The sequence below is a fragment of the Kitasatospora sp. NPDC056138 genome (assembly GCF_042264695.1).
Classification (GTDB): domain Bacteria; phylum Actinomycetota; class Actinomycetes; order Streptomycetales; family Streptomycetaceae; genus Kitasatospora.
In genome coordinates, this window is sequence record NZ_JBHJVK010000058.1 from 34,097 (window position 1) to 53,613 (window position 19,517).

Consider the following 19,517-nt stretch of genomic DNA (forward strand, 5'->3'; position numbering starts at 1 on the left):
GTCAGTTTCCTTGCCGCCCGGCGCAGTCGCACCGCCGCCCCCGAGCCGGCCGCGCCTGGCCAGTCGCGCCAGGTCGGCCGCACCTGGTCAGCCGCGCAGGTCCACCAGCAGCGGCGGGACCTGCTCGCCCGTCACCGAGGTCAGCGAGATCACCGCGTGGCCGGTGGGCAGGGCGTGCGCGAGGTCCGACGGGGACCAGCGGTGGCGCTCGACGTCGCGGGTGGTGACGCTCTCGGTCTGGGCGGAGGTCCCGGACAGCGTCCTGCGGGCGAGCCGGCCGGAGCGGCGGAGCAGCCCGCCCGAGGTGTCCGGGGTGTGGGTCACCGAGGTCTCGGGGACCAGATGGGTGCCCCATGCCTCGGAGAAGAGCCTGCCGTCCCAGGGCGCGATCCCGGGGAAGGCCATCCGGCAGCCGACCGCGCCGAACAGCGGCGCGCGCAGCGCCTCGGGCAGGTCGACCAGGGTGCGCAGCAGCAGGACCGCCCCCGCGTTGGCACTGCGCATCCGCTGGAGGCCGCGCACGGTGTGCGCGTCGAGTGCCGCCGAGGCGTCGTCCACCACCAGGCCCGCGAACAGCGCCTGCTCCTGCCGCACCCCGGCGGCCTGGACGAACTGCGCCACCACCAGCCGGGAGAGCATCCGCGCCGCCTCCGGGTGGCTGCGCTCGGGCAGCTTGACCCGGACCCGCAGGGGGTGGTCGAGGGCCCGCATGGCGAAGGCCGGCTTGCCGGGACCGGGCCCGGCGAAGCAGTCCGCGAAGGCGGGCCGGTCGAGCAGGGCCAGCCGGTCCGCGAGCAGCACCCCGGGGTCGTCCGCGCGGCCGTGCTGGCGCACCCGGTGCTGCAGGTCGGGCTGGTGGTCGGCGAGCAGTCCGGCCTCCCGCAGTGCCACGCCGAGCGCCACGAAGCTGTCGGGGTCGCCACCGAGCAGCGCCCGCAGCTCGCGCACGCCCGGGTAGCGGCGGTAGGCGGCGTGGAAGGGGCCAACGATCTGCTGCAGGGCGGTCCTGGCGTTCTCGGCGCGGGCGGAGAGCTCGTCGGGCAGCAGCGCGTCGGCCAGCCGGGCGGCGGCCTCGTCCGCCTCACCGGCGGCGCCGAACAGGTCGAGCCCGTACGCGGAGCCCGGGTCGCCGGGGGCGATCACCACGTCGTACCACTCGTCCGGGCCGAGGTCGGCCTCGGCGGAGCCGACCACCACCGCGCAGGCCGTCCCGGCCAGGGCCTGGAGGCAGAGCGCCTCGGCGACCGGGCGGGCCAGCCTGGCGGTCTTGCCGGTGCCGGCCGGGCCGACGGCCAGCAGCGAGGTGCCGAGGACGGCCGGGTCGAGGGCGAGCCCGGCGCTGCGGTGGGTGGCCGGGTTCTTGATCACGTCCTGGGTGGTGCCGAGCCGCAGCTGACGGGTGAGCAGGTCGTGCCGGGCGCTGCGACCGGGCAGGTCGCGGACCTCCGAGGGGTGCGCGCAGGCGGCGGCACCGCGGGCGTCGATCTCCTCGGCGAAGGCCGACAGCAGGTCCGGCTCGCCGAGGACGGCCTCCCAGGCGCGATGGATCCGGACGTAGTCGACGTCGCCGACGGCCTCGGCGTCCAGCCGCTGGGCGGCGTACGGGGCTCCGCCGTGCCGCAGCCGGTGCCAGGGATCGGCGGGGCCCGCGGGCTTGGCGGCCTCGGCCGGGTCCGGCTGTTCGTGGGTGACGGTACGGGCGAGCAGCGGGACCGCGTAGCGGCGCCACACCTCGATCCATCGGCCCATCCGCCCGAAGAGCTTGATCACTCCGGCCAGCACCACGGCGTTCACCGCGAGCAGCACGATCAGGGCGGCGGTCTGGCTGATCCCGTCCAGCAGCCCGAGCAGTCCGGCGAGGTAGAGGACGAGGTCGACACCGTAGAGGTAGGCGGGCCAGGCGACCAGCAGGTTGAGTGCGGCGCGCAGCAGCAGGGGTCCGGCCGGGACCTCCGCGTCCTTGGTGCGGTTCGGGTCCAGGGGGCGGTAGCCGTAGCGGTAGATGCCGATGCCGGCCTCGGGCCGGGGACCGCCGACCCAGGCGGCCAGGTCGAAGGGGTGGCTGCGCTGCTGCGGGAGGGCGACCGAGGCCCGGTCCGCCGGTGCAGCCCACTGCCCCTGAGTGCCGTCCAGTCCCATGTCCCCGGCCCCGCTCCCTGTGCCCGCCCGGCTGTGCCATACCCATGCCGCCCGTCCGACGACACGCCCGCGCTCAATGTAGTGGAGCGGGGCCCCGCGGTAGCCGATCCACGCGCGCTGGCCACTCAGGACAAGTCGGAAGGCGCACTGCTACCGAGTGGCGCATGCCTCAGCCTCCGGCCCAGCCTTAGCCTGCGAGGACCGCGCCTTGAGAAACTTGGAGAACAGCATGAGTGCTGCAACGCCGCTCCCCCAGGAGCGCCGCCTGGTCACCGCGATCCCCGGCCCGAAGTCGCAGGAACTGCAGGCTCGCAAGCTGGGCGCGGTGGCCGCCGGTGTCGGCACCACCCTGCCGGTGTACGTCGCCCGTGCGAACGGCGGTGTGCTGGAGGACGTGGACGGCAACTCGCTGATCGACTTCGGCTCCGGCATCGCCGTGACCAACGTCGGCAACAGCGCCGAGGCGGTCGTCGCCAAGGCGAGCGAGCAGCTGGCCGCCTTCACCCACACCTGTTTCATGGTGACCCCGTACGAGGGTTACGTCGCCGTGGCCGAGCAGCTCAACGAGCTGACCCCGGGTGACCACGAGAAGCGCACCGCGCTGTTCAACTCCGGCGCCGAGGCCGTCGAGAACGCGGTGAAGATCGCCCGCGCGTACACCAAGCGCACCGCCGTCGTGGTCTTCGACCACGGCTACCACGGCCGCACCAACCTGACCATGGGCCTGACGGCGAAGAACATGCCGTACAAGCAGGGCTTCGGTCCGTTCGCGCCGGAGATCTACCGCGTCCCGGTCGCGTACCCCTACCGCTGGCTGACCGGCTCCGAGAACTGCGCCGCCGAGGCCGCCGCCCAGGCGATCGAGATCATCACCAAGCAGATCGGCGCCGACAACGTCGCCGCGATCATCATCGAGCCGATCCAGGGCGAGGGCGGCTTCATCGAGCCGGCCAAGGGCTTCCTGCCGAAGATCGTCGAGTTCGCCAAGGCGAACGGCATCGTCTTCGTCGCGGACGAGATCCAGACCGGCTTCTGCCGCACCGGCCAGTGGTTCGCCTGCGACGACGAGGGCATCGTCCCGGACCTGATCACCACCGCCAAGGGCATCGCCGGCGGTCTGCCGCTGGCCGCCGTGACCGGCCGCGCCGAGATCATGGACGCCGCGCACGCCGGTGGCCTGGGCGGCACCTACGGCGGAAACCCGGTGGCCTGCGCCGCCGCGCTGGGCGCCATCGAGACCATGAAGGAGCAGGACCTCAACGGCAAGGCGCAGCGGATCGGCGAGATCATGCTGGGCCGCCTGCGGGCGATGCAGGAGAAGTTCGACATCATCGGTGAGGTCCGCGGCCGCGGCGCGATGATCGCCGTCGAGCTGGTGAAGCCGGGCACCAAGGACGCCAACCCGGAGGCCACCGCCGCGATCGCCAAGGCGTGCCACGCCGAGGGCCTGGTCGTGCTGACCGCCGGCACCTACGGCAACGTGCTGCGCTTCCTGCCGCCGCTGGTGATCCCGGAGCACCTGCTCACCGAGGGCCTGGACATCATCGAGGGCGCCTTCTCGATCGAGGGCACCTTCGCGGGCGCCTGATCCACGGCCGCCCGACCGAGAACGTCGGCGTTCCGCCGGCTCCTCAAGGGAACGGGCCCGGTCCTCAGGACCGGGCCCGTTCTGTCGTTCGACCCCGGATGATCCTTGAACCGCAGGCAGTCGCGATGCCGTGGAGGTAGCTCTGCGGCTGGTGAAGATGCTGTGCGAAACTGACGGACCTCCTCGGCCCCGCACCGGCTTTGACGTACTGTCATGACAGATGGACAGCGAGCTGCAACCCTTCGCGACACCACCTGCCGCCGCCCCGAGGGCGACCGGCCCCGAAGACCGATCGACCGACCGTCCGGCCCACACCCCCCGGGGCGCGCGGAACGGCGATCACCACAGCCGCCCCGGAGCTCTCCCCCCTGCTCCGGGGCGGCTTCTCTTTGCTGTCGTGCCCCTGACACTTCTGCTGGTGCTGGCCGTGATCTCCTGGCAGGTGGCCGTCGACGGGCCGCTGCTCGGCCTGGACACCGGCGTCCGGCAGGCCGTGCACGAGCTGCACCACCGGCTAAACAGCCCCGCCGTCGACCGCCTCGGCGTCCTCCTCGCCGACCTCGGCGGTTCCGTCCCGGCCGTTCCGGTGCTGATCGGCGCGGCCGGACTGGCCGCCTGGCGGAAATGGCGGAGCGGCGTGCGGCACTGGTGGGCGCCGCTGCCGACGGCCGCCCTGGCCGCGGTCCTGATCCCGCTGCTGGTCGTGCCGGCGAAGGCCTGGTTCGCCCGACCCGGGCCGCTGGGGCTGGCGCTCACCCCCGACCAGTGGGGCTGGTACCCGTCCGGGCACACCGCCACCTCGGCGATCGCCTACGGGGCCGGCGCCCTGCTGCTCGGCCGGACTTCGGGGGCGACCGCCCGGCGGTGGCTGTACGCGGGCACCGCGCTGCTCTGCCTGGGGGTCGGCGCGGGCCTGGTGTGGAGCGACTTCCACTGGCTGCTGGACGTGACCGCCAGCTGGTGCCTGGCCGGAGTGGTGCTGTGGAGCCTGGACCGCCGGGTCAGTCGCCGCTGACCTGCTCCTCCTCGTTGCGGTGGACCAGGCCGGGCTCACCGTTGTCGCGGCGCCACTCGACCACCAGCTCGTCGCGGGCGCCGAAGCGCACCAGGTGGCGCCCGACCACGTCCTCCAGGCCCGGCAGGTTCTCCGCCAGGCCCTCGACGGTCAGCAGCAGCGCATCGGGCTCGGCGACCAGGGTGGCGGTACCGGCGCCGAAGACCAGCCGGCCGCGGCCGGCCTCCTCGGACCACTCGGCCTCGATCTTGCGCCCCATGTGGGCCGCCAGCTGCTTGCCGTAGCGCGCCGGGCGGTCGGTACTGACGCGGGCTTCGGAACGGGACATGCACACTCCAACGCTCGGGAGATCCAGGGCAACTCAGGATGCCCTTACCTGGCGCCCACGCTAGCCCAGATACTGAGTCTGACTCAAGATGTTATGGAGACCGTATCCCCCGGACGGCCCGATACCCTGACCTCACCCTCCCCAGCCTCCGGGCGGGGGCACACCAACCGGGAGCCCGCCATGACCACCTCGCCCGTCGACACCGCAGCGGAGCTGGCCGACACGCTGACCCGGGCGATGAAGCGGATCCGGCGGCGGACCATGACCCGGCTCGAACCCTTCGGCATCACCCCCGCCCAGGCCCGTGCCCTGCGGGTACTGGCCCATGCCCCCGGCTGCGAGGGCCGTGAGGCGATGCGGCTGAGCGAACTCGCCGACCACCTGCACATCGCGCCGCGCTCGGCCACCACGGTGGTGGACGCCCTGGAGGAGGCCGGCCTGGTCGAGCGGACCCCGGACCCGGCCGACCGCCGGGCCGTCCGCGTGGTGCTCACCACCGACGGCCGCGCGGCCCTGGAGCGGATCCACCAGGTCCGGCACGAGGTAGCCCAGGAGTACTTCGCCCCGATCAGCCCGAGCGACCAGGACGCACTGCTGAAGGCACTGCGGAGCGCCGAAGCAGCGTACGAGTCAGCTCCCCCGCCGCCCCGGGGCGCAGCGCGCTGACCGCGATGCCCGCGATGACCAGCGCGGCCGCGCAGGCCGCCGGCAGGGTGACCCGTTCGCCCAGCAGCAGCCAGGACGAGGACATCCCGAACACCGGCACCAGCAGCGAGTACGGCGCGACCGCGCCGGCGTCGTAGGTCCGCAGCAGGAAGCTCCAGGCCACGAAACCGAAGAGGGTGGCGCCGAGACCGACGTAGGCGATCACGCCGAGACCGCCCGGGGTGATACCGCTCAGCGCGCGCAGGTCCGCCTCGGGCCCCTCGACCAGCAGGGAGAGCGCCAGCAGCGGCAGCGGCGGGACGGCGCTCACCCAGACCATCCAGCGCAGTGCGTCCGGCGGGGCCGCCCTGCGGGTCAGCACGTTGGACAGCCCCCAGAACACCGCCGCCAGGATCACCAGGGCGAAGGCCGCGACCGAACCGCCGAGGCCGTTGTCCACGGCCGCCAGCACGATCCCGGCGAACGCGACCGCCAGACCGGCGATCCGCTGCCCACCCGCGCGCTCACGCAGCAGCCAGGCGGCGAGCAGCGCCGTGAAGACCGCCTGGCTCTGCAGCATCAACGAGGACAGGCCGGCCGGCATCCCGGCGTGCATCCCGAGGAACAGCAGGCCGAACTTGGCCACCCCCAGCGTGCAGCCGGCCAACAGGATCCAGCGCCACCGGACGCCCGGACGGCCGACGAAGAACACCGCGGGCACGGCCACCACGGCGAACCGCAGCGCGCAGAACAGCAGCGGCGGGAAGTCCTGCAGACCCACGTGGATCAGTACGAAGTTGAGGCCCCAGACGGCGGCGACCAGGACGGCCAGGGCGATGTGACCAGGAGTCATGGCATTGGTACTGCGGACGGAAGCTGGCATGCGTCGAGCATCGCCGAGGCACAATGTGAAGCACCAGCGATGAGTTCTGAACCTCGCGGTTTAGCATCACTACATGATGGATCTCGGACGGCTCCGCGCCCTGCACGCGGTCGCGGTGCACGGCTCGGTGGGCGGCGCGGCCGCCGCCCTCGGCTTCACTCCCTCGGCGATCTCCCAGCAGATCTCCAAGCTGGAACGTGAGACCCGGACCACCCTGCTGGAACGCCAGGGCCGGGGGGTGGCCCTCACCGACGCCGCCCGGCGGCTGGCCGACACCGCCGAACACGTGCTCGCCCTGGTCGAGCAGGCCGAAGTGACGCTGGAGGAACAGCGCGGCCTGCCCTTCGGACGGCTGATGCTCGCCGCCTTCGCGACCGGCGCGCGCGGGCTGCTCCCGGGTGCGCTGGCCGAGCTGCGCGAGCGCTGCCCCGAACTGGACGTCCGGCTGCTGGAGGCCGACCCGTACCCGGCCGCCGATCTGGTGGCGCGCGGTGAGGTGGACCTGGCGCTGGTCCAGGACTGGCCGACGGTGCCGCTCCCGGTTCACGAGGGGGTGTCCCGGATGGAACTGGGCATCGACCCGGTCGACCTGCTGCTGCGCGCCGACCACCCGCTCGCCGAGCTGGCCGTGGTCCCGGTCGCCCGGCTCCGCGAACAGCGCTGGATCAGCGTGCCGTCCGGGAACATCTGCCACGACTGGCTGGTGCGGACCATGCGCGAGGCGGGCGACGAGCCCGATGTGATCTACCAGGTCGGCGAGTTCGAGACGCAGATCGCGCTGATCGCCGCCGGGCTGGGGATCGGTCTGGTGCCGCGGCTCGGACGCGGGCCGCTGCCGCCCGAGGTGATCGCCCGGCCGGTCGTACCCGAGCCCAGCCGACGGGTCTTCGTGCTCTGGCGCACCCAGACCTCCAGGCGGCCGGCGATCACCGCCGCACTGGAGGCGATCCGGAACCACTGGGTCGCGCGGTAACGCAGCAGCTCCGGGCTCCGGGCTCCGGGCTCCGGGCTCCGGGCTCCGGGCTCCGGGCTCCGGGCGGGAACGCGTACGGGCGGCGGGAGGAAGCGCGGACGGGCGGTCAGTCGGCGAGGCCCACCACCAGCCACATGAACCCCACGCCCGCCAGCGTGCAGATCAGGGTGGTGCGCGAGGGGTGCGGACTGTGCGCCTCCGGAAGGATGTCCGACGTCGCCAGGTAGAGCAGGAACCCGGCGAAGAAACCCAGGTAGAGGCCGAGCGTGTGCTCCGGGATGGTGAAGAGCAGGGTGATCGCGGCTCCCGTCACCGGCGCCAGCGCGTCCGCTCCGAGCAGCGCCAGTGCCCGCGTCCGGTTGTTCCCGTACATTCTGGTGATCGTGTAGGTGTTGAAGCCGTCCGCGAAGTCGTGCGCCACCACCGCGATGGCCACCGCCGTGCCCACGCTCGTCCCGGCCTGGAACGCGGCGCCGATCGCGAACCCGTCCATCAGGCTGTGCCCGACCAGCGCGCCGGCCGCCGCGAGACCGACGCCCTGGCGCGCACCGTGTGCGTGGCCGTGTCCGTGGGTGTGGGCCGCGTACTCCCCCTCGTGTCCGCGGTGGATGGCCACCGCGCGCTCCACGACATGGATCGCCAGGAACCCTGTCGCGAACATCAGCAGTGCCTGCGGCACCCCGTGGAGTTCCTCGGGTGCGGCGTCCAGAGCCTCGGGGAGCAGGTCGAAGGCGACCACCCCCAGCATCAACCCGGCGGCGAACCCGAGCACCAGATGCCGCCGGTCACCGGTCCGCTGGGCGACGAATCCGCCGATCAGGGTCATCAGGAAAGCGGCGGCAGCGACGAGTACGGCGGTCATCCCGTTCACTTCCCCCGGGTCGAGAGCAGCCCGCCGCAGAGTCCCGTCGGGCTGCCGTTCGTGATGGCCGGGCGGCTGCGCTGACCGCTGCCCACGGGCGAAGCCTGCCCGGCCGGGCCCGGTCGCGCCGGACCCTTCGCCAAGCCTGCCGTCGTCCGCGCGCCCCGCGCGCGTCGGAGAACCCGTCAGGGTGACTGCGCACCGTGGTCGGCCACCCGCCCGCCGGGGGCGCAGGGCCCGGCACGGGCACCCGCAGTGGGCACCCGCACGCGACCGGCCCGCCCTCGGCGGCCGGGCACCTCGAAGCCGCCCGCCACTCGGCACGGGCCCGTTGCCTGCCCACGGCTAGGCGAGCGGCAGGCCGAGATGGGTCTGTGCCAACTCCCGTACGCCGTCGCCGTCCACCAGGTGGATCTGCTGGTACGGCGCGGTGCCCGAGAGGTCGAGGGCGGCTTCGGAGAACCGGCCGCTGGTCAGCCGCAGGCCACGGTCAGCCCCCTCCTCGCGGACCGCCTCCACCAGCGTGCCGAGCTCCTCCTCGCCGACCGGCTCCGCCCCCCGGGAGGCCCACACCACCCAGCGGCCGGGCAGTGCACTGCCCGGCGCACCCTCGCCGGTGGCGACCAGTCCGGCCGCTCCGCGCAGCCGTACGCTCCACCCGGCCAGCCCGCCTCGTGTGAGCAACTCACGTACCAGGTGGGCGAATTCGTTCGACGAGAGCTCGGCTGCCGAAGGAACGGCGGAGCCTGCGGACGCGCTGGGCTCGACAGCGGCGAGCGCATACGGATCGGGGGTCACCGCGGCAGCCAGGTCACGCAGCCGGACCAGCGCCTCGTCGTGTTCGGCGTCCGCGTAGACGCCGTCGCCGTAGCCGTGCTCCACCCGGTCGTCGTCGGCCGGGTCCGCCGGCAGCAGCCGGGTGCGGGCCAGGGCGTTGCGGTCGGCGTCCACGCTCAGCAGGCAGCGCGGCTCGCCCGAGGGTGTCTCGCGCAGCCAGCCGTTGAGCACCACCCCGGCCAGTATCTCGTCGGTGTCCACGGCGTCCGCCGCCTGGAGCGCGCGCAGCGCGAGGCGGGCGGCGAGCCGGAGGTAGTCCGCCGCCCGGTCGGCCGACGGGCGGGGCACCGGTTCGATCTCGCCGGAGGGCGCCATCCGGTAGCCGGACAGTGCGGGCACCCGGTCGAGCGGAGGCAGGTCGAGGTCCAGCACGGCGGTGCGGGTGAGCGGCCGGAACACGGCCCGGCAGGGCGCGGGCAGGTCCTGGGTGGCCCCCTCGGCCGCGGCGAGAGCACGCTCCAACAGCGATTCCACCGCCGCGGGTTCGGCCAGCCGGTACGCCCGACGGCACTCCTCCAGCGTCTCGTTGTACTCGCGGACGGCCCGTGCCCTGGCCTGCTCCGCCTGCTCGTGCGCCGCCCTGGCGGCCACCGTCCCGGAGTCGGCGGCCTCGGCCCTGCGGGTGCGCCACTCGCGCAAGTCGCGCTGGTGGCGCAGCCGGGCCTGGGCCAGTTCACGCTGGTAGCCGGAGTCCAGCAGACGCCGCGAGGGCGGCTCGTCGGGGTCGGCGGCGGGCGGTTCGGCCGGGACGTAGTCCGCCCAGCGGGGCTCGGCCTCGCCGGGCGGCTCCAACTCCCCGGCCTGGTAGGGGCGGGGCTCGTAACTGCGCAGCTGGCTCTCGAAATCCATCGCGGAGACCGGGAGCGCGGCTCGGCGCAGCAGGTCGGCGAGGCGTTCGTGCTCGGCCTGGACGGTGAGCGTCCGGTGGTGGGTCAGGGCAGCCGCCCGCCCGTGCGCGGCCGCCGACTCCTCCGGCGACGCCCCCTGCTCGGGTACGTCAGCGCCCAGATCGCGGAAGACCGAGGCCAGGAAGCCCGGTTGAAGAACCGTGGCAGTACCGTCCGGCTGGCCCTCGGGTGAGTACTGCATCGGCGGTCGTTCCCCCATGCTCGCGCGCTCGGGCCTGCTCACGCCCCCTCGGACCCGCCGCGCTCGCCCGTCGACCGGACGTGCCGGTCGGCGCTGCCTGCCCATCGGCGGTGCCTGTCGGTCGGCGGGTGCCGGCCGGGGCCGCGTGGCGGCGGCCCCTGAGCAGCATTGTCCACCGTTCGGGCGCGCGGGTCAGCCAAGCTCTCCAGTTGGTGGGGCTGTTGGCTCCCGGGGCAGCGGGTGCCCGACCGGATTCGGCTCCGGCCGGCCGTGGCCGACCCGGCCGGCGTCCCGGTCGACCGGGTCCGATGGGACGGACAGCCGCTGCCCCGGTGCTCAGTTCGTCCGGGTGTTGGTGAGGTGGAGTCCGATGTAGCCGACATAGATCCGCCCGCTGCCCGAACAGTCGTCCAGATAGTGCAGGCGCGGAGCCGTCCGGCCGCCACCGATCCGCAGGTGCGCGCCCATGAAAGCGCGCCGGGAGACGTCCACGCACTCCGGCACGGGCAGCATCCGCTCGCGCTTCCACTTGGTGTGGCTCTCGACCGTCCGCGACTCCCCGCGAACCGCCTTGCGTGGCGGGAAGTGGTGGCAGCCGGGCGGCGTGTGCTCGCACCACTGTTTGAAGTCACCGTGGGCCTCACCGCGTACGGCTGCCGCCGCGTACTCCTGGAGGGCCGTCAGCCCGTCCCAGGCGAGGCGCGCCCAGCCCGTGCCGTCGGACTGGCCGTCCAGTGCGAGCGCCTCCTTCTGGTCGCCGGTGAACTCCACCAGCGGGAACTCGCCGAAGCGGCAGACGAGCTCGCCGAACGTGGCCGGTGTCGAGTCCGGGTACGGGTCCACCGCCGGGCGTGCGCCGGGCAGGTGGTCGAGCGGCTCCGGAGCGGTGACGGTGCACAGCCTGCCGCCGGTCACCGCCGACCGCACCTGCACCATCGTCCGGCGGAACCCGCCGTGCTGCTCCTCGGTCTCGCCCCAGCGCTCCCGCGACCGGAGGGCGTGCAGGCTACGGCCGAACAGCTGCAACTGCAGTTCCTCGGCGCAGTGGTGAGCGGCGACCTCGGCACCTGCGACGAGGTCCGGGTGCGGCTCCGACCGGTGCCCCTGCTGTGCCTGCTGCAGCGGGTGCGGCGGGGCGGCAGGGTGGGACTGCTGAGCCGGCAGCGAGGGCTCCGGACGTGCGGCCCGTTTCGCCTCGACGGGGATCTGCAGCGGCGGGACCGCGAGCAGCAACGGCGCCGGGGGGAGCTCCGCCGCCACCCGGCGGGGCTCACGGGCGAGCAGGGCGGCGGCGCGGCGGATGTCCTCCTCGATCCGCTGGCGGGCCAGCACCGGGTGGCGGCCGCCGTCCGACCGGGACGCCGGATCCACCTCGGGCAGATAGGTGCGGACCGCGCCGCCGTACACCTTGTGGTACTCCAGCGCGACGTTGAACACCGGCAGTGCCGCCTGGTCCAGTACGTAGAGCACGGCCAGGCCGGTCAGCTGGCGCAGCAGCGGCTCGACCGTGCCGGAGAGCCAGTCGTCGAGCGGAACACCGGAGGGAGTGCTGGCCACGATGGTCGGGAGGCGGCGCTCCGGGTCACAGAGCTCGTCGATCAGCGTGTCGACGCCGCTCGGGGTGATCAGACGGGCCGTCGGGCCGACGGCGGCCGGACCGTCCGTCGCGTCGAGCAGTGGAAGCAGCGTACGGGCCAGCTCGGGCACCGGGACTCGGCCGACCGTCCGGACCCCGGGACCGGAGGCGAGGTGCTCGGCCTCCAGCCGGATCCAGGTCTGGGGGCCGACTTCGGAGGCCCCGGAGGCAGTGGTGGACGGGGTGGAAGGGGTGGCCGGGGAGGAGGAAGCGGCAGAGGTGAACGGAGTGGTCGTGGCTATGGTGAGGGTCAGTTGATGGGTGCCGTGCGGGACAGGTGTCCGGAGTCGGCGGCGGGTGTAGTGGCCGATGACCCGGCTCTCCTCCGGCGGCTCATCGGACGGCTCCCTGCCCGGCGAGCCCGCCTGCGCCGGCAGTACGGCCGACGTCGTCCGGTCGGCCCCGGTGGGTGCGACGGCCCGGTCGGCCCTGACGGGTGCGGCCCGCAGCGGGCCGAAATCGCGGTCCAGCAGGATCCGTTCACCCAGGCGAAGGCGCTCGGCGGCCGGGGGCGGCGGGTCTGCTGTCCAGGGCGCCTCCGCCCTCGGCGGGGGCTCCTCGCAGCCCTCCTCCTTCAGCCAGGCCGCCAACTGCTGGTCCGCCAGGGCAACCGTCTCCTGGTACGGCCGAGGAGTGGTGACTGTCATCCGGTAGGGCACGGCCTGGCCGAACTGGCCGGGCGGCTCGGATGCTTGGCCCATGGACGGGGTGTGCTCCGGAGTCATGCGCGGTACCTCCCGTGGTGCGGCGGTGGGGTCTGAAGTCCTCCATCGATGAATCGGTCTACGGATTCCGCCGACCCGGTGCCGGGGGCGGATCCTTGTCCTGGGAAACGCCGTCTCCGGTGGCGGAAGTTCCAACTCTCGGCATGGTTAATTCGTTCGAGTGTCATGTGGACTTCGTGCGACCGTCACAACACGGGGAAATGCAAATGCGCCACCCTCCCCCGCGCGCAAACCGCCAGGTCGGACAGGGATTTCGGGACGGCCGGGTCCGACCGGGACTCCGACGAAGGTCAGACCGGGACTTCGACAAAGGCCCGCCCGGCCGCTACCGCCCCGGCCGCACCTCCGGTCGCCTCCGCGAGCCAGGCGTGAAAAGCCGTCACTTCCGGCTCGGGAACGCCGACCTCGATCCGCACCCCGGCCGCCTCGTAGGCCAGCTCGCGCACCGCATAACCGGCCGCCCGCAGATCGTTCTCCAGCCGCCCCGCCCTGGTGTGGTCCACCGCCACCGAGAGCAGCAGCACCGGACGGCGTTCAAGCAGTCCGATCGAGTCCACCGCCTCGGAGACCGCACTCCCGTACGCCCGTACCAGCCCGCCCGCGCCCAGCTTGATGCCGCCGAAGTACCGCGTCACCACGGCGACCGTGTCGGTCAACCCCCGCCTGCGCAGCACCTCCAGCATCGGCACACCGGCCGTACCGCCCGGCTCCCCGTCGTCGCTGGAGCGCTCACGCGGCTGCTCGCCGCCGACCACGAAGGCCGTGCAGTTGTGCCGGGCGTCCCAGTACTGCTTGCGGATCCCGGCGATGAAGGCCTGGGCCTCGTCCTCGTCCGCGACCCGCGCGAGGTGGCAGATGAACCGGGACTTCTTGATCTCGATCTCATGGGTGCCGGAGCTCCGGATCGTCAGATACGGCTTCGGACTCGGACTCGGCTCCGACATGGCGGGGTGGATCTCCGTAGCTGCGGGAGGGCGGGAAGCGGAAAGCTGGCGGGGTCTTGTTCGACCCCGCCAGCTTAACCATCGGCCGACCGCGGCCGGGGAGACTGCCGGGCGGGGCGGACCGGTGCGCCCCGCCCGGCCCCACCCCACCCGGTCAGCGGCCCGCGAGCGCGTCCAGCTGCCTGCGGTCCAGACCGGTGAGCCCGGTGACCTCCGACAGGTCCACCGCACCACAGTCCAGGCCGCGCAGGAGGTACCCGCTGAGGGCCTTGGCCGTGGCGGGCTCGTCCATCACGTCACCGCCGGCCTTCGCCACGTACGCCGCGAGCCGGGCCGAAGCGGTGGCCAGGCCCTCGCGGTAGAACGCGTAGACGGCGGCGTAGCGGGTCGGCAGGTGTGCCGGGTGCATGTCCCAGCCCTGGTAGTAGGCGCGGGCGAGCGAGCGGCGGACCAGGCCGTGGTGCAGCCGCCACGCCGCGTGCACCTGCTCGGTCGAGCCGGTCGGGATCACGTTGGTGGAACCGTCCGAGAGGCGCACGCCGGTGCCCGCCGCGGCCACCTGCATCACGGCCTTCGCGTGGTCGGCCACCGGGTGGTCCATGCTCTGGTAGGCGGCGCTGACCCCGCACGAGGCGCTGTAGTCGAACGTGCCGTAGTGCAGGCCGGTGGCCCGGCCCTCGGCCGCGTCGATCATCCGGGCGACGGTGGCCCGGCCGTCGGGGCCGAGGATCGCCTGGGTGGTCTCGATCTGGATCTCGAAGCCGATCCGCTTCGCCGGGAGGCCGGCCCGCCGCTCGAAGTCGTCCAACAGCCCGACGAGCGCGGTGACCTGCTCCGCGTACGTCACCTTGGGCAGGGTGAGCACCAGGCCCTCTGGCAGCCCGGCCTCGGCGAGCAGCGTGGCGAGGAAGAGCTCCAGGGTACGGATGCCGCGGGCGCGGACCGCCGCCTCCATGCACTTGATCCGGATCCCGACGTACGGCGGCGCGGTCCCGCTCGCCACGGCGGCGGAGACCAGCTGGGCGGCGCGGACGGCGGCGGCGTCCTCCTCCGCGTCGGGGCGCGGGCCGTAGCCGTCCTCGAAGTCGATCCGCAGGTCCTCGACCGGCTCGCGCTCCAGCTTGGCGCGGACCCGGGCGTGCACGTCGGCGAGCAGTTCGTCGGCCGGAACGCCGAGGGCGACGGCCAGCTCGGCCGGCGTACCAGCGTGGGTGTCGAAGGCCAGCAACGCCTCGCGGCCCCAGTTCTGCACGGTGTCGGCTTCGAAGGCGTCGGCCGGGACGTACACCGTGTGGACCGGCTGACGCGTGCCCGGCTCGCCCGGGTAGCGGCGCGCCAGTTCGGTGTCGACCGGCGCGAGCAGGGCCTCCACCGCGGCTCGGGCGTCAGCCGAGAAGGACGCACCGCCCTCGGACTTGTTACCGTCCACGTCGACCTGCGACATCGGGCTCCTCCACCTGCAGATGTTCAACATTTTGTTGATGTGAAGGTAGTGGCGGTGTGCGCAGGGCGTCAATGGCCGCCCGAAAGCCGGACGGCGGCCGCGCCTGGTGCGCGGCCGCCGTCCTGTCGTGGGTCCGTCGTGGGTTTCTTGTGTTGCCTGTCGTGTTTGCCTGTCGTGCTGCCCGGCTTGCCGCCTGGCGCTCGGGAGCCGCCCCGCGGGTCGTGAGCCTGCCCTGGGCCCCCGTGCTACCTCTCGGTCAGTCCCGACCGGAGGCGACGTACCGCTCCTGGAGCTGCGCCCAGATCCGGTCGACCTCGGCCGGGTTCACCGAACCGTCCGGACGGGAGCCGACCATCCCGTACTCGGCCGACAGGTACTCCGCGAACCGCTTCGGCTGGGGCTGGTGGCCGTACTGGTCGATGAAGCCGGTCAGCGCCTCGAAGCAGGCGTCGGGGTCGAGCGGGGCAGCGGCGGGACGCCGGTCCTGCTCGTTCTGCGCGCCCTGCTCGTCCGACTCACCCTGCGCGAACGCGGCCTCGGCCTCGGTCACGCCATCGACCAACGGCCCGTCAGTCATCGTTGCCCGGAACGCAGTCGGCTGGTCAGCCGGTGCGGCCACGGTCGCTGCCTCGGGCACCAGCTGCTCCAGCCGGACCGGCCGCGGCCCTCGTGGCCCCTTCACCGGCTGCGGCTGCGGCTGCGGCTGCGGCTGCGGGCCGAGCGTGCCCTGGCCGGCGGCCGACGGCTGGGCCGGCTGCGCCCCGCCGGCTCGGGCTTCGAGCCCTGCCACGGCTGCCAGCGGCACCTGGACGACCGGATCGGTCTCCTGCGGAGCCGGCCGAGGGACACGCGGAGGCTTGAACCAGGGCGACATCTGCCCCGGCATCCTCACCGTGTTGGTCGCCGCACCCTGCTGCGCGTGCGCCGCCGGGACGGCCCGCGCGGTCCAGACGTTCAGCTCCGACTGAAGCGGTGCCGGCGCCGGTTCCTCCCCCGCCGGGTCGTTGGCGTCGCGCAGCCGGACGGCCGCGAGCTTCGCCAGCGTGGGCACCGCAACCGCCGCCGACACCGGCGCGCCGGGCGCCATCGGCGCCTGCTCCGCCACACCCTGGCCGCCGGCTGCGGCTGCCGCCGCCGCAGTTGCCTGTGCCGTCGGAACCTGCGCGGTGCCCGGGTGCCCGGCGGTGGCATGCCCGCCGGCCTGCTGTCCGGACTCGATCTGCCCGACCCCGGCCTGGGCTGCCGCTGCGGACTGCACCGCCGTGGCCGACTCCAGCGGGCCGTCGATCCGGTCCAGGATGCTCGGGTCCAGCGGAACTCCGTACTTCGCCAGCTTCAGCGGCAGCAGCGCCTGGAACGGCGCCGACCGCCGCCAGCCGCGCCCGTAGCGGAACCGCAGCTGTGCTCGGTACACCAACCGGTTCTGCTCCAGCCGGACCGTCTCGTCGTACGACCGCAGCTCCCAGAGCTTCATCCGCCGCCAGAGGCGGAAGGTCGGCACCGGCGAGAGAACCCAGCGCATCAGACGGACCGACTCCATGTGCCGGTCTGCCGTGATCGCCGCAATCCGGCCGACCGCGTGCCGGGACGCCTCGACCACCACCACGAAAAGCACCGGGATGACCGCATGCATCGCCATACCGAGCGCATCGCCCCAGGAGGCCGCCGCGTTGAAGGCGATGGTGGCGCCGGTCAGCAGCCAGGCGGTCTGGCGCAGGACCGGGAAGGGTATCCGGAGCCAGGTCAGCACCAGGTCGAGCGCCAGCAGGACGACGATCCCAGCGTCCACGCCGATCGGGAAGGCATACGCGAAGGTGCCGAAGCCTTTCTGCAGCGCCAGCTCACGCACAGCGTTGTATGAACCGGCAAACCCGATGCCCGAGATCACACAGGCGCCGGCCGCCACCATGCCGAGCAGAGCCCGGTGGGCGCGGGTGAGGGATGGACGTGCCATTCGTTTATCAACCCCTGGGACTCGGCTGCTGTCGTGCGCGACTGTCGCAGCCGGATCCACTCTCATATCGGGTACGGGATCACCGCACGACCGACCGTCTCGGCCAACCGGATCCTACTCGTAAGCGCGTTCCATCCACGGCCTGCCTGTGCCCCGCACCCTGTTAGAGCGCTTGTGAAGGGGCCCCGTTGAGGTGCGCCAGGACCGCGAGAACCCGGCGGTTGGCGTCATCTGCGGGTGCCAGTTCCAACTTCGTGAAGATATTGGCAATGTGCTTGGCCACCGCGCCGTCACTGATGCCCAGCCGGGCCGAGATCGCGGAGTTGGAGCACCCTTCCGCCATCAGTTCCAGCACATCCCGCTCCCTCGGCGAGAGGCGCTGGAGCGGCTCCGAACAGGACCGGCTCTGCAGCAACTTGGCGATCACGTCCGGGTCCATCGCCGTACCCCCGGAGGCCACCCGGTGGACGGCATCGATGAACTGCCCCGCATTGAACACCCGGTCCTTCAACAGGTACCCGATCCCACCGGACCCGTCCGCCAACAGCTCCCGTGCGTAGAGCTGTTGGACATGCTGCGAGAGGACGAGCACCGGCAGACCGGGAATCTGCCGGCGAGCGGCCAGCGCCGCCTGGAGCCCCTCGTCTGTGAGCGTTGGAGGAAGCCTGACGTCCACCACTGCTACATCGGGCCGGTGTTCGAGCAGGGCCGCCAGCAACTGGGGGCCCGTCTCGACCGCCGCCGCGATGGTGAAGCCATGCGCCTCCAACAGGCGGGTCAGGCCTTCTCGGAGCAGGTAGAGGTCCTCTGCGAGGACAACACGCACGGCAACTCCATGGTGATCGTGGTGGGACCGCCCCGCGGGCTGCTGAGCGACATGGCTCCGTCGAAGGTACCCAACCGCCTTTCGATTCCGCGCAGCCCGCTCCCCCGCTCCGGATCGGCTCCGCCGTGCCCGTCGTCCGTCACGGTGATCCGCAACTGACCGGCCCGGAAGAGGATGTCCACCCAGACCTGCCGAGCGCCGGAGTGCTTGGCCGCATTGGCCAGCAGCTCACTGACGCAGAAGTACGCCGCCGCCTCCACCGGAGCCTCCGGCCTGGCCGGCAGACTCACGGTAACCTCCGTGTCCTGCGCACTGTCCAGGGCGAGCACCCGCACCGCATCCCCGAGCCCGCGCTCGGCCAGCACGGGCGGATGGATACCCCGCACCAGGTCCCGAAGCTCCTGGAGCGCCCTGGCCGAGGACTCGCGGGCATCCGCGAGCAACTGCCGCGCGGCCACCGGATCGGCCTCCATCAGGTGCTCGATCGTGCCCAGCGTCATCCCGATCGCCACGAGCCGGGCCTGCGCCCCGTCATGCAGATCCCGCTCGATCCTGCGGAGCTCGGCCGCCTGGCTGCCGACCGCATCCGCCCGCGAGGTGGTGAGGTGCTCCACCCGCCGGGTCAGCCGGGCCCTGTCCCAACCGCCCGGTGAGTCCGAGTCGAGTGTCCGCCGCATCCACAACCCGTACTGCCGAACCGCGTACGGGGCTGCCAGCAGGCCGACTGCAGCGATCCCCAGCCCCACCACGACGACCGCCAGGTCCCCAAGGAAGGGTGCGGCCGTGAAGATGCCACCGCCGAGGAAGTCCCTGTACGCCTCCGGCAACTGGAGGACCGCCATCCCTGTCCCGAACACCGCCAGGCCCAGACAGGGCAGCGCAAGCGCCGCGGCCAACACCGTGTTCGCCGACATCCACTTGAGGTCCCGCCAGGTCTGCGGATCCGTCGCCACCGTCCGCGCGGAGAGCGCCAACTCGGCCGTCCGCCTGTCCCGGTGATACGAGCGCCCAGTCCACCAGTGCCCCCGCTCGTCCTGTGTCGGGCTCGGGGTAGCCACATAGCTCTGCGGAATACGAGCGCCGAACCACAGCTGCGCCCGGTGCCGCGACCACCGGGTGTTCAGCCGACTCCCCCACACCAGCCCCACCGGCCAGGCCACCAGGGCCACCACGGCGACCAGCAGACTCGGCAGGTCATAGGCCAACCGGCCAAGCACCCCGATGAGCGACAGAACCGCCCACGTCAGCAGAACGAACAGTGCCAGTCCGGCCTGGAAAACCACCTGCAGACAGCGGAGTTGAGCCTGCAGCCCCTCTACCACCCGTTCCCGCCCCACGCCCGTCCACCTGACGACCGTCGGCAAGCTCTGACTCGCCATCCGGACCCCTCCGCTCGTTCCTCGTGCTTCGGGTACCAGTCTGGTCAGGCCGCTTCGCGAGCGCACTGGCCCCTGGACCCGACTTCAAGGTGGACCTAGCACCACCTACCGAGCGTCGGTATGAAAATAGAAAAAGCCGTGGCCCCCAGCGAAACGCTGGGGGCCACGGCTTGAATGATTGTTCGGCGGCGTCCTACTCTCCCACAGGGTCCCCCCAGCAGTACCAACGGCGCGTTGAGGCTTATCGTCC

Annotated in this window: 15 protein-coding genes; 4 read left to right on the top strand and 11 right to left on the bottom strand. The window is 72.7% G+C overall.

Annotation, left to right across the window (positions count from 1 at the left end; all coding sequences use genetic code 11):
* Positions 1-87: 87 nt before the first annotated feature.
* Entirely contained in the window at positions 88-2,139 is a 2,052-nt protein-coding gene (locus ACFC1R_RS28800) for an ATP-binding protein (RefSeq protein WP_375943479.1), read from the bottom strand.
* Positions 2,140-2,368: 229 nt separating this feature from the next.
* Between ACFC1R_RS28800 and gabT the strand changes: the two genes are divergently transcribed.
* Positions 2,369-3,727 (top strand): 4-aminobutyrate--2-oxoglutarate transaminase, encoded by a 1,359-nt coding sequence (gabT, locus tag ACFC1R_RS28805; protein WP_375943481.1) that lies wholly within the window; start codon positions 2,369-2,371, stop codon positions 3,725-3,727.
* Positions 3,728-4,124: 397 nt separating this feature from the next.
* Complete coding sequence (locus tag ACFC1R_RS28810; protein ID WP_375943483.1) at positions 4,125-4,742, top strand: phosphatase PAP2 family protein; 618 nt, start codon at positions 4,125-4,127, stop codon at positions 4,740-4,742.
* On the opposite strand, the gene ACFC1R_RS28815 is transcribed toward ACFC1R_RS28810, so the two are convergent.
* Complete coding sequence (locus ACFC1R_RS28815; RefSeq protein ID WP_375943485.1) at positions 4,729-5,070, bottom strand: DUF2218 domain-containing protein; 342 nt, start codon at positions 5,068-5,070, stop codon at positions 4,729-4,731. The two genes, ACFC1R_RS28810 and ACFC1R_RS28815, sit on opposite strands and share 14 nt — an antisense overlap.
* A gap of 180 nt (positions 5,071-5,250) precedes the next feature.
* Here ACFC1R_RS28815 and ACFC1R_RS28820 point away from each other — a divergent pair, with 180 nt between their 5' ends.
* Entirely contained in the window at positions 5,251-5,736 is a 486-nt protein-coding gene (locus ACFC1R_RS28820) for a MarR family winged helix-turn-helix transcriptional regulator (RefSeq protein WP_375943487.1), read from the top strand.
* On the opposite strand, the gene ACFC1R_RS28825 is transcribed toward ACFC1R_RS28820, so the two are convergent.
* Entirely contained in the window at positions 5,639-6,568 is a 930-nt protein-coding gene (locus ACFC1R_RS28825) for an EamA family transporter (RefSeq protein ID WP_375943509.1), read from the bottom strand. The two genes, ACFC1R_RS28820 and ACFC1R_RS28825, sit on opposite strands and share 98 nt — an antisense overlap.
* 103 nt (positions 6,569-6,671) lie before the next feature.
* Here ACFC1R_RS28825 and ACFC1R_RS28830 point away from each other — a divergent pair, with 103 nt between their 5' ends.
* Positions 6,672-7,571 carry a LysR family transcriptional regulator gene (locus tag ACFC1R_RS28830; protein ID WP_375943489.1) on the top strand — a complete coding sequence of 300 codons (900 nt, stop codon included), beginning with the start codon at positions 6,672-6,674 and terminating at the stop codon, positions 7,569-7,571.
* 106 nt (positions 7,572-7,677) lie between these two features.
* On the opposite strand, the gene ACFC1R_RS28835 is transcribed toward ACFC1R_RS28830, so the two are convergent.
* From ACFC1R_RS28835 to ACFC1R_RS28870, 8 genes are all read right to left on the bottom strand, one after another.
* Positions 7,678-8,433, bottom strand: coding sequence for a ZIP family metal transporter (locus tag ACFC1R_RS28835; protein WP_375943492.1), 756 nt, complete (start codon positions 8,431-8,433; stop codon positions 7,678-7,680).
* Positions 8,434-8,778: 345 nt separating this feature from the next.
* Positions 8,779-10,359 carry a restriction endonuclease gene (locus ACFC1R_RS28840; protein WP_375943494.1) on the bottom strand — a complete coding sequence of 527 codons (1,581 nt, stop codon included), beginning with the start codon at positions 10,357-10,359 and terminating at the stop codon, positions 8,779-8,781.
* A gap of 336 nt (positions 10,360-10,695) precedes the next feature.
* The gene (locus tag ACFC1R_RS28845) at positions 10,696-12,720 is read right to left on the bottom strand and encodes a hypothetical protein (RefSeq protein ID WP_375943495.1); all 2,025 of its coding nucleotides are present in this window, start codon (positions 12,718-12,720) and stop codon (positions 10,696-10,698) included.
* 290 nt (positions 12,721-13,010) lie between these two features.
* Positions 13,011-13,664, bottom strand: coding sequence for a YigZ family protein (locus ACFC1R_RS28850; RefSeq protein WP_375943497.1), 654 nt, complete (start codon positions 13,662-13,664; stop codon positions 13,011-13,013).
* A 154-nt stretch (positions 13,665-13,818) separates the two neighbouring features.
* Positions 13,819-15,108: a DUF6986 family protein gene (locus ACFC1R_RS28855; protein ID WP_375943499.1), complete on the bottom strand. Its 1,290-nt coding sequence runs from the start codon at positions 15,106-15,108 to the stop codon at positions 13,819-13,821.
* 256 nt (positions 15,109-15,364) lie between these two features.
* The gene (locus ACFC1R_RS28860; protein WP_375943501.1) at positions 15,365-17,062 is read right to left on the bottom strand and encodes a DUF2637 domain-containing protein; all 1,698 of its coding nucleotides are present in this window, start codon (positions 17,060-17,062) and stop codon (positions 15,365-15,367) included.
* A 163-nt stretch (positions 17,063-17,225) separates the two neighbouring features.
* Positions 17,226-17,888 carry a LuxR C-terminal-related transcriptional regulator gene (locus ACFC1R_RS28865; RefSeq protein ID WP_375943503.1) on the bottom strand — a complete coding sequence of 221 codons (663 nt, stop codon included), beginning with the start codon at positions 17,886-17,888 and terminating at the stop codon, positions 17,226-17,228.
* Positions 17,840-19,267, bottom strand: coding sequence for a sensor histidine kinase (locus ACFC1R_RS28870; RefSeq protein ID WP_375943505.1), 1,428 nt, complete (start codon positions 19,265-19,267; stop codon positions 17,840-17,842). The genes ACFC1R_RS28865 and ACFC1R_RS28870 overlap by 49 nt, the downstream gene beginning before the upstream one ends.
* Positions 19,268-19,517: the final 250 nt, after the last annotated feature.

Coding starts and splice junctions, on each gene's coding strand:
- ACFC1R_RS28800 (WP_375943479.1), bottom strand. CDS start 2,139: ATGGGACTGGACGGCACTCAGGGGCAGTGGGCTGCACCGGCGGACCGG.
- gabT (WP_375943481.1), top strand. CDS start 2,369: ATGAGTGCTGCAACGCCGCTCCCCCAGGAGCGCCGCCTGGTCACCGCG.
- ACFC1R_RS28815 (WP_375943485.1), bottom strand. CDS start 5,070: ATGTCCCGTTCCGAAGCCCGCGTCAGTACCGACCGCCCGGCGCGCTAC.
- ACFC1R_RS28820 (WP_375943487.1), top strand. CDS start 5,251: ATGACCACCTCGCCCGTCGACACCGCAGCGGAGCTGGCCGACACGCTG.
- ACFC1R_RS28825 (WP_375943509.1), bottom strand. CDS start 6,568: ATGACTCCTGGTCACATCGCCCTGGCCGTCCTGGTCGCCGCCGTCTGG.
- ACFC1R_RS28830 (WP_375943489.1), top strand. CDS start 6,672: ATGATGGATCTCGGACGGCTCCGCGCCCTGCACGCGGTCGCGGTGCAC.
- ACFC1R_RS28835 (WP_375943492.1), bottom strand. CDS start 8,433: ATGACCGCCGTACTCGTCGCTGCCGCCGCTTTCCTGATGACCCTGATC.
- ACFC1R_RS28840 (WP_375943494.1), bottom strand. CDS start 10,359: ATGCAGTACTCACCCGAGGGCCAGCCGGACGGTACTGCCACGGTTCTT.
- ACFC1R_RS28845 (WP_375943495.1), bottom strand. CDS start 12,720: ATGACTCCGGAGCACACCCCGTCCATGGGCCAAGCATCCGAGCCGCCC.
- ACFC1R_RS28850 (WP_375943497.1), bottom strand. CDS start 13,664: ATGTCGGAGCCGAGTCCGAGTCCGAAGCCGTATCTGACGATCCGGAGC.
- ACFC1R_RS28855 (WP_375943499.1), bottom strand. CDS start 15,108: ATGTCGCAGGTCGACGTGGACGGTAACAAGTCCGAGGGCGGTGCGTCC.
- ACFC1R_RS28860 (WP_375943501.1), bottom strand. CDS start 17,062: ATGGCACGTCCATCCCTCACCCGCGCCCACCGGGCTCTGCTCGGCATG.
- ACFC1R_RS28870 (WP_375943505.1), bottom strand. CDS start 19,267: ATGGCGAGTCAGAGCTTGCCGACGGTCGTCAGGTGGACGGGCGTGGGG.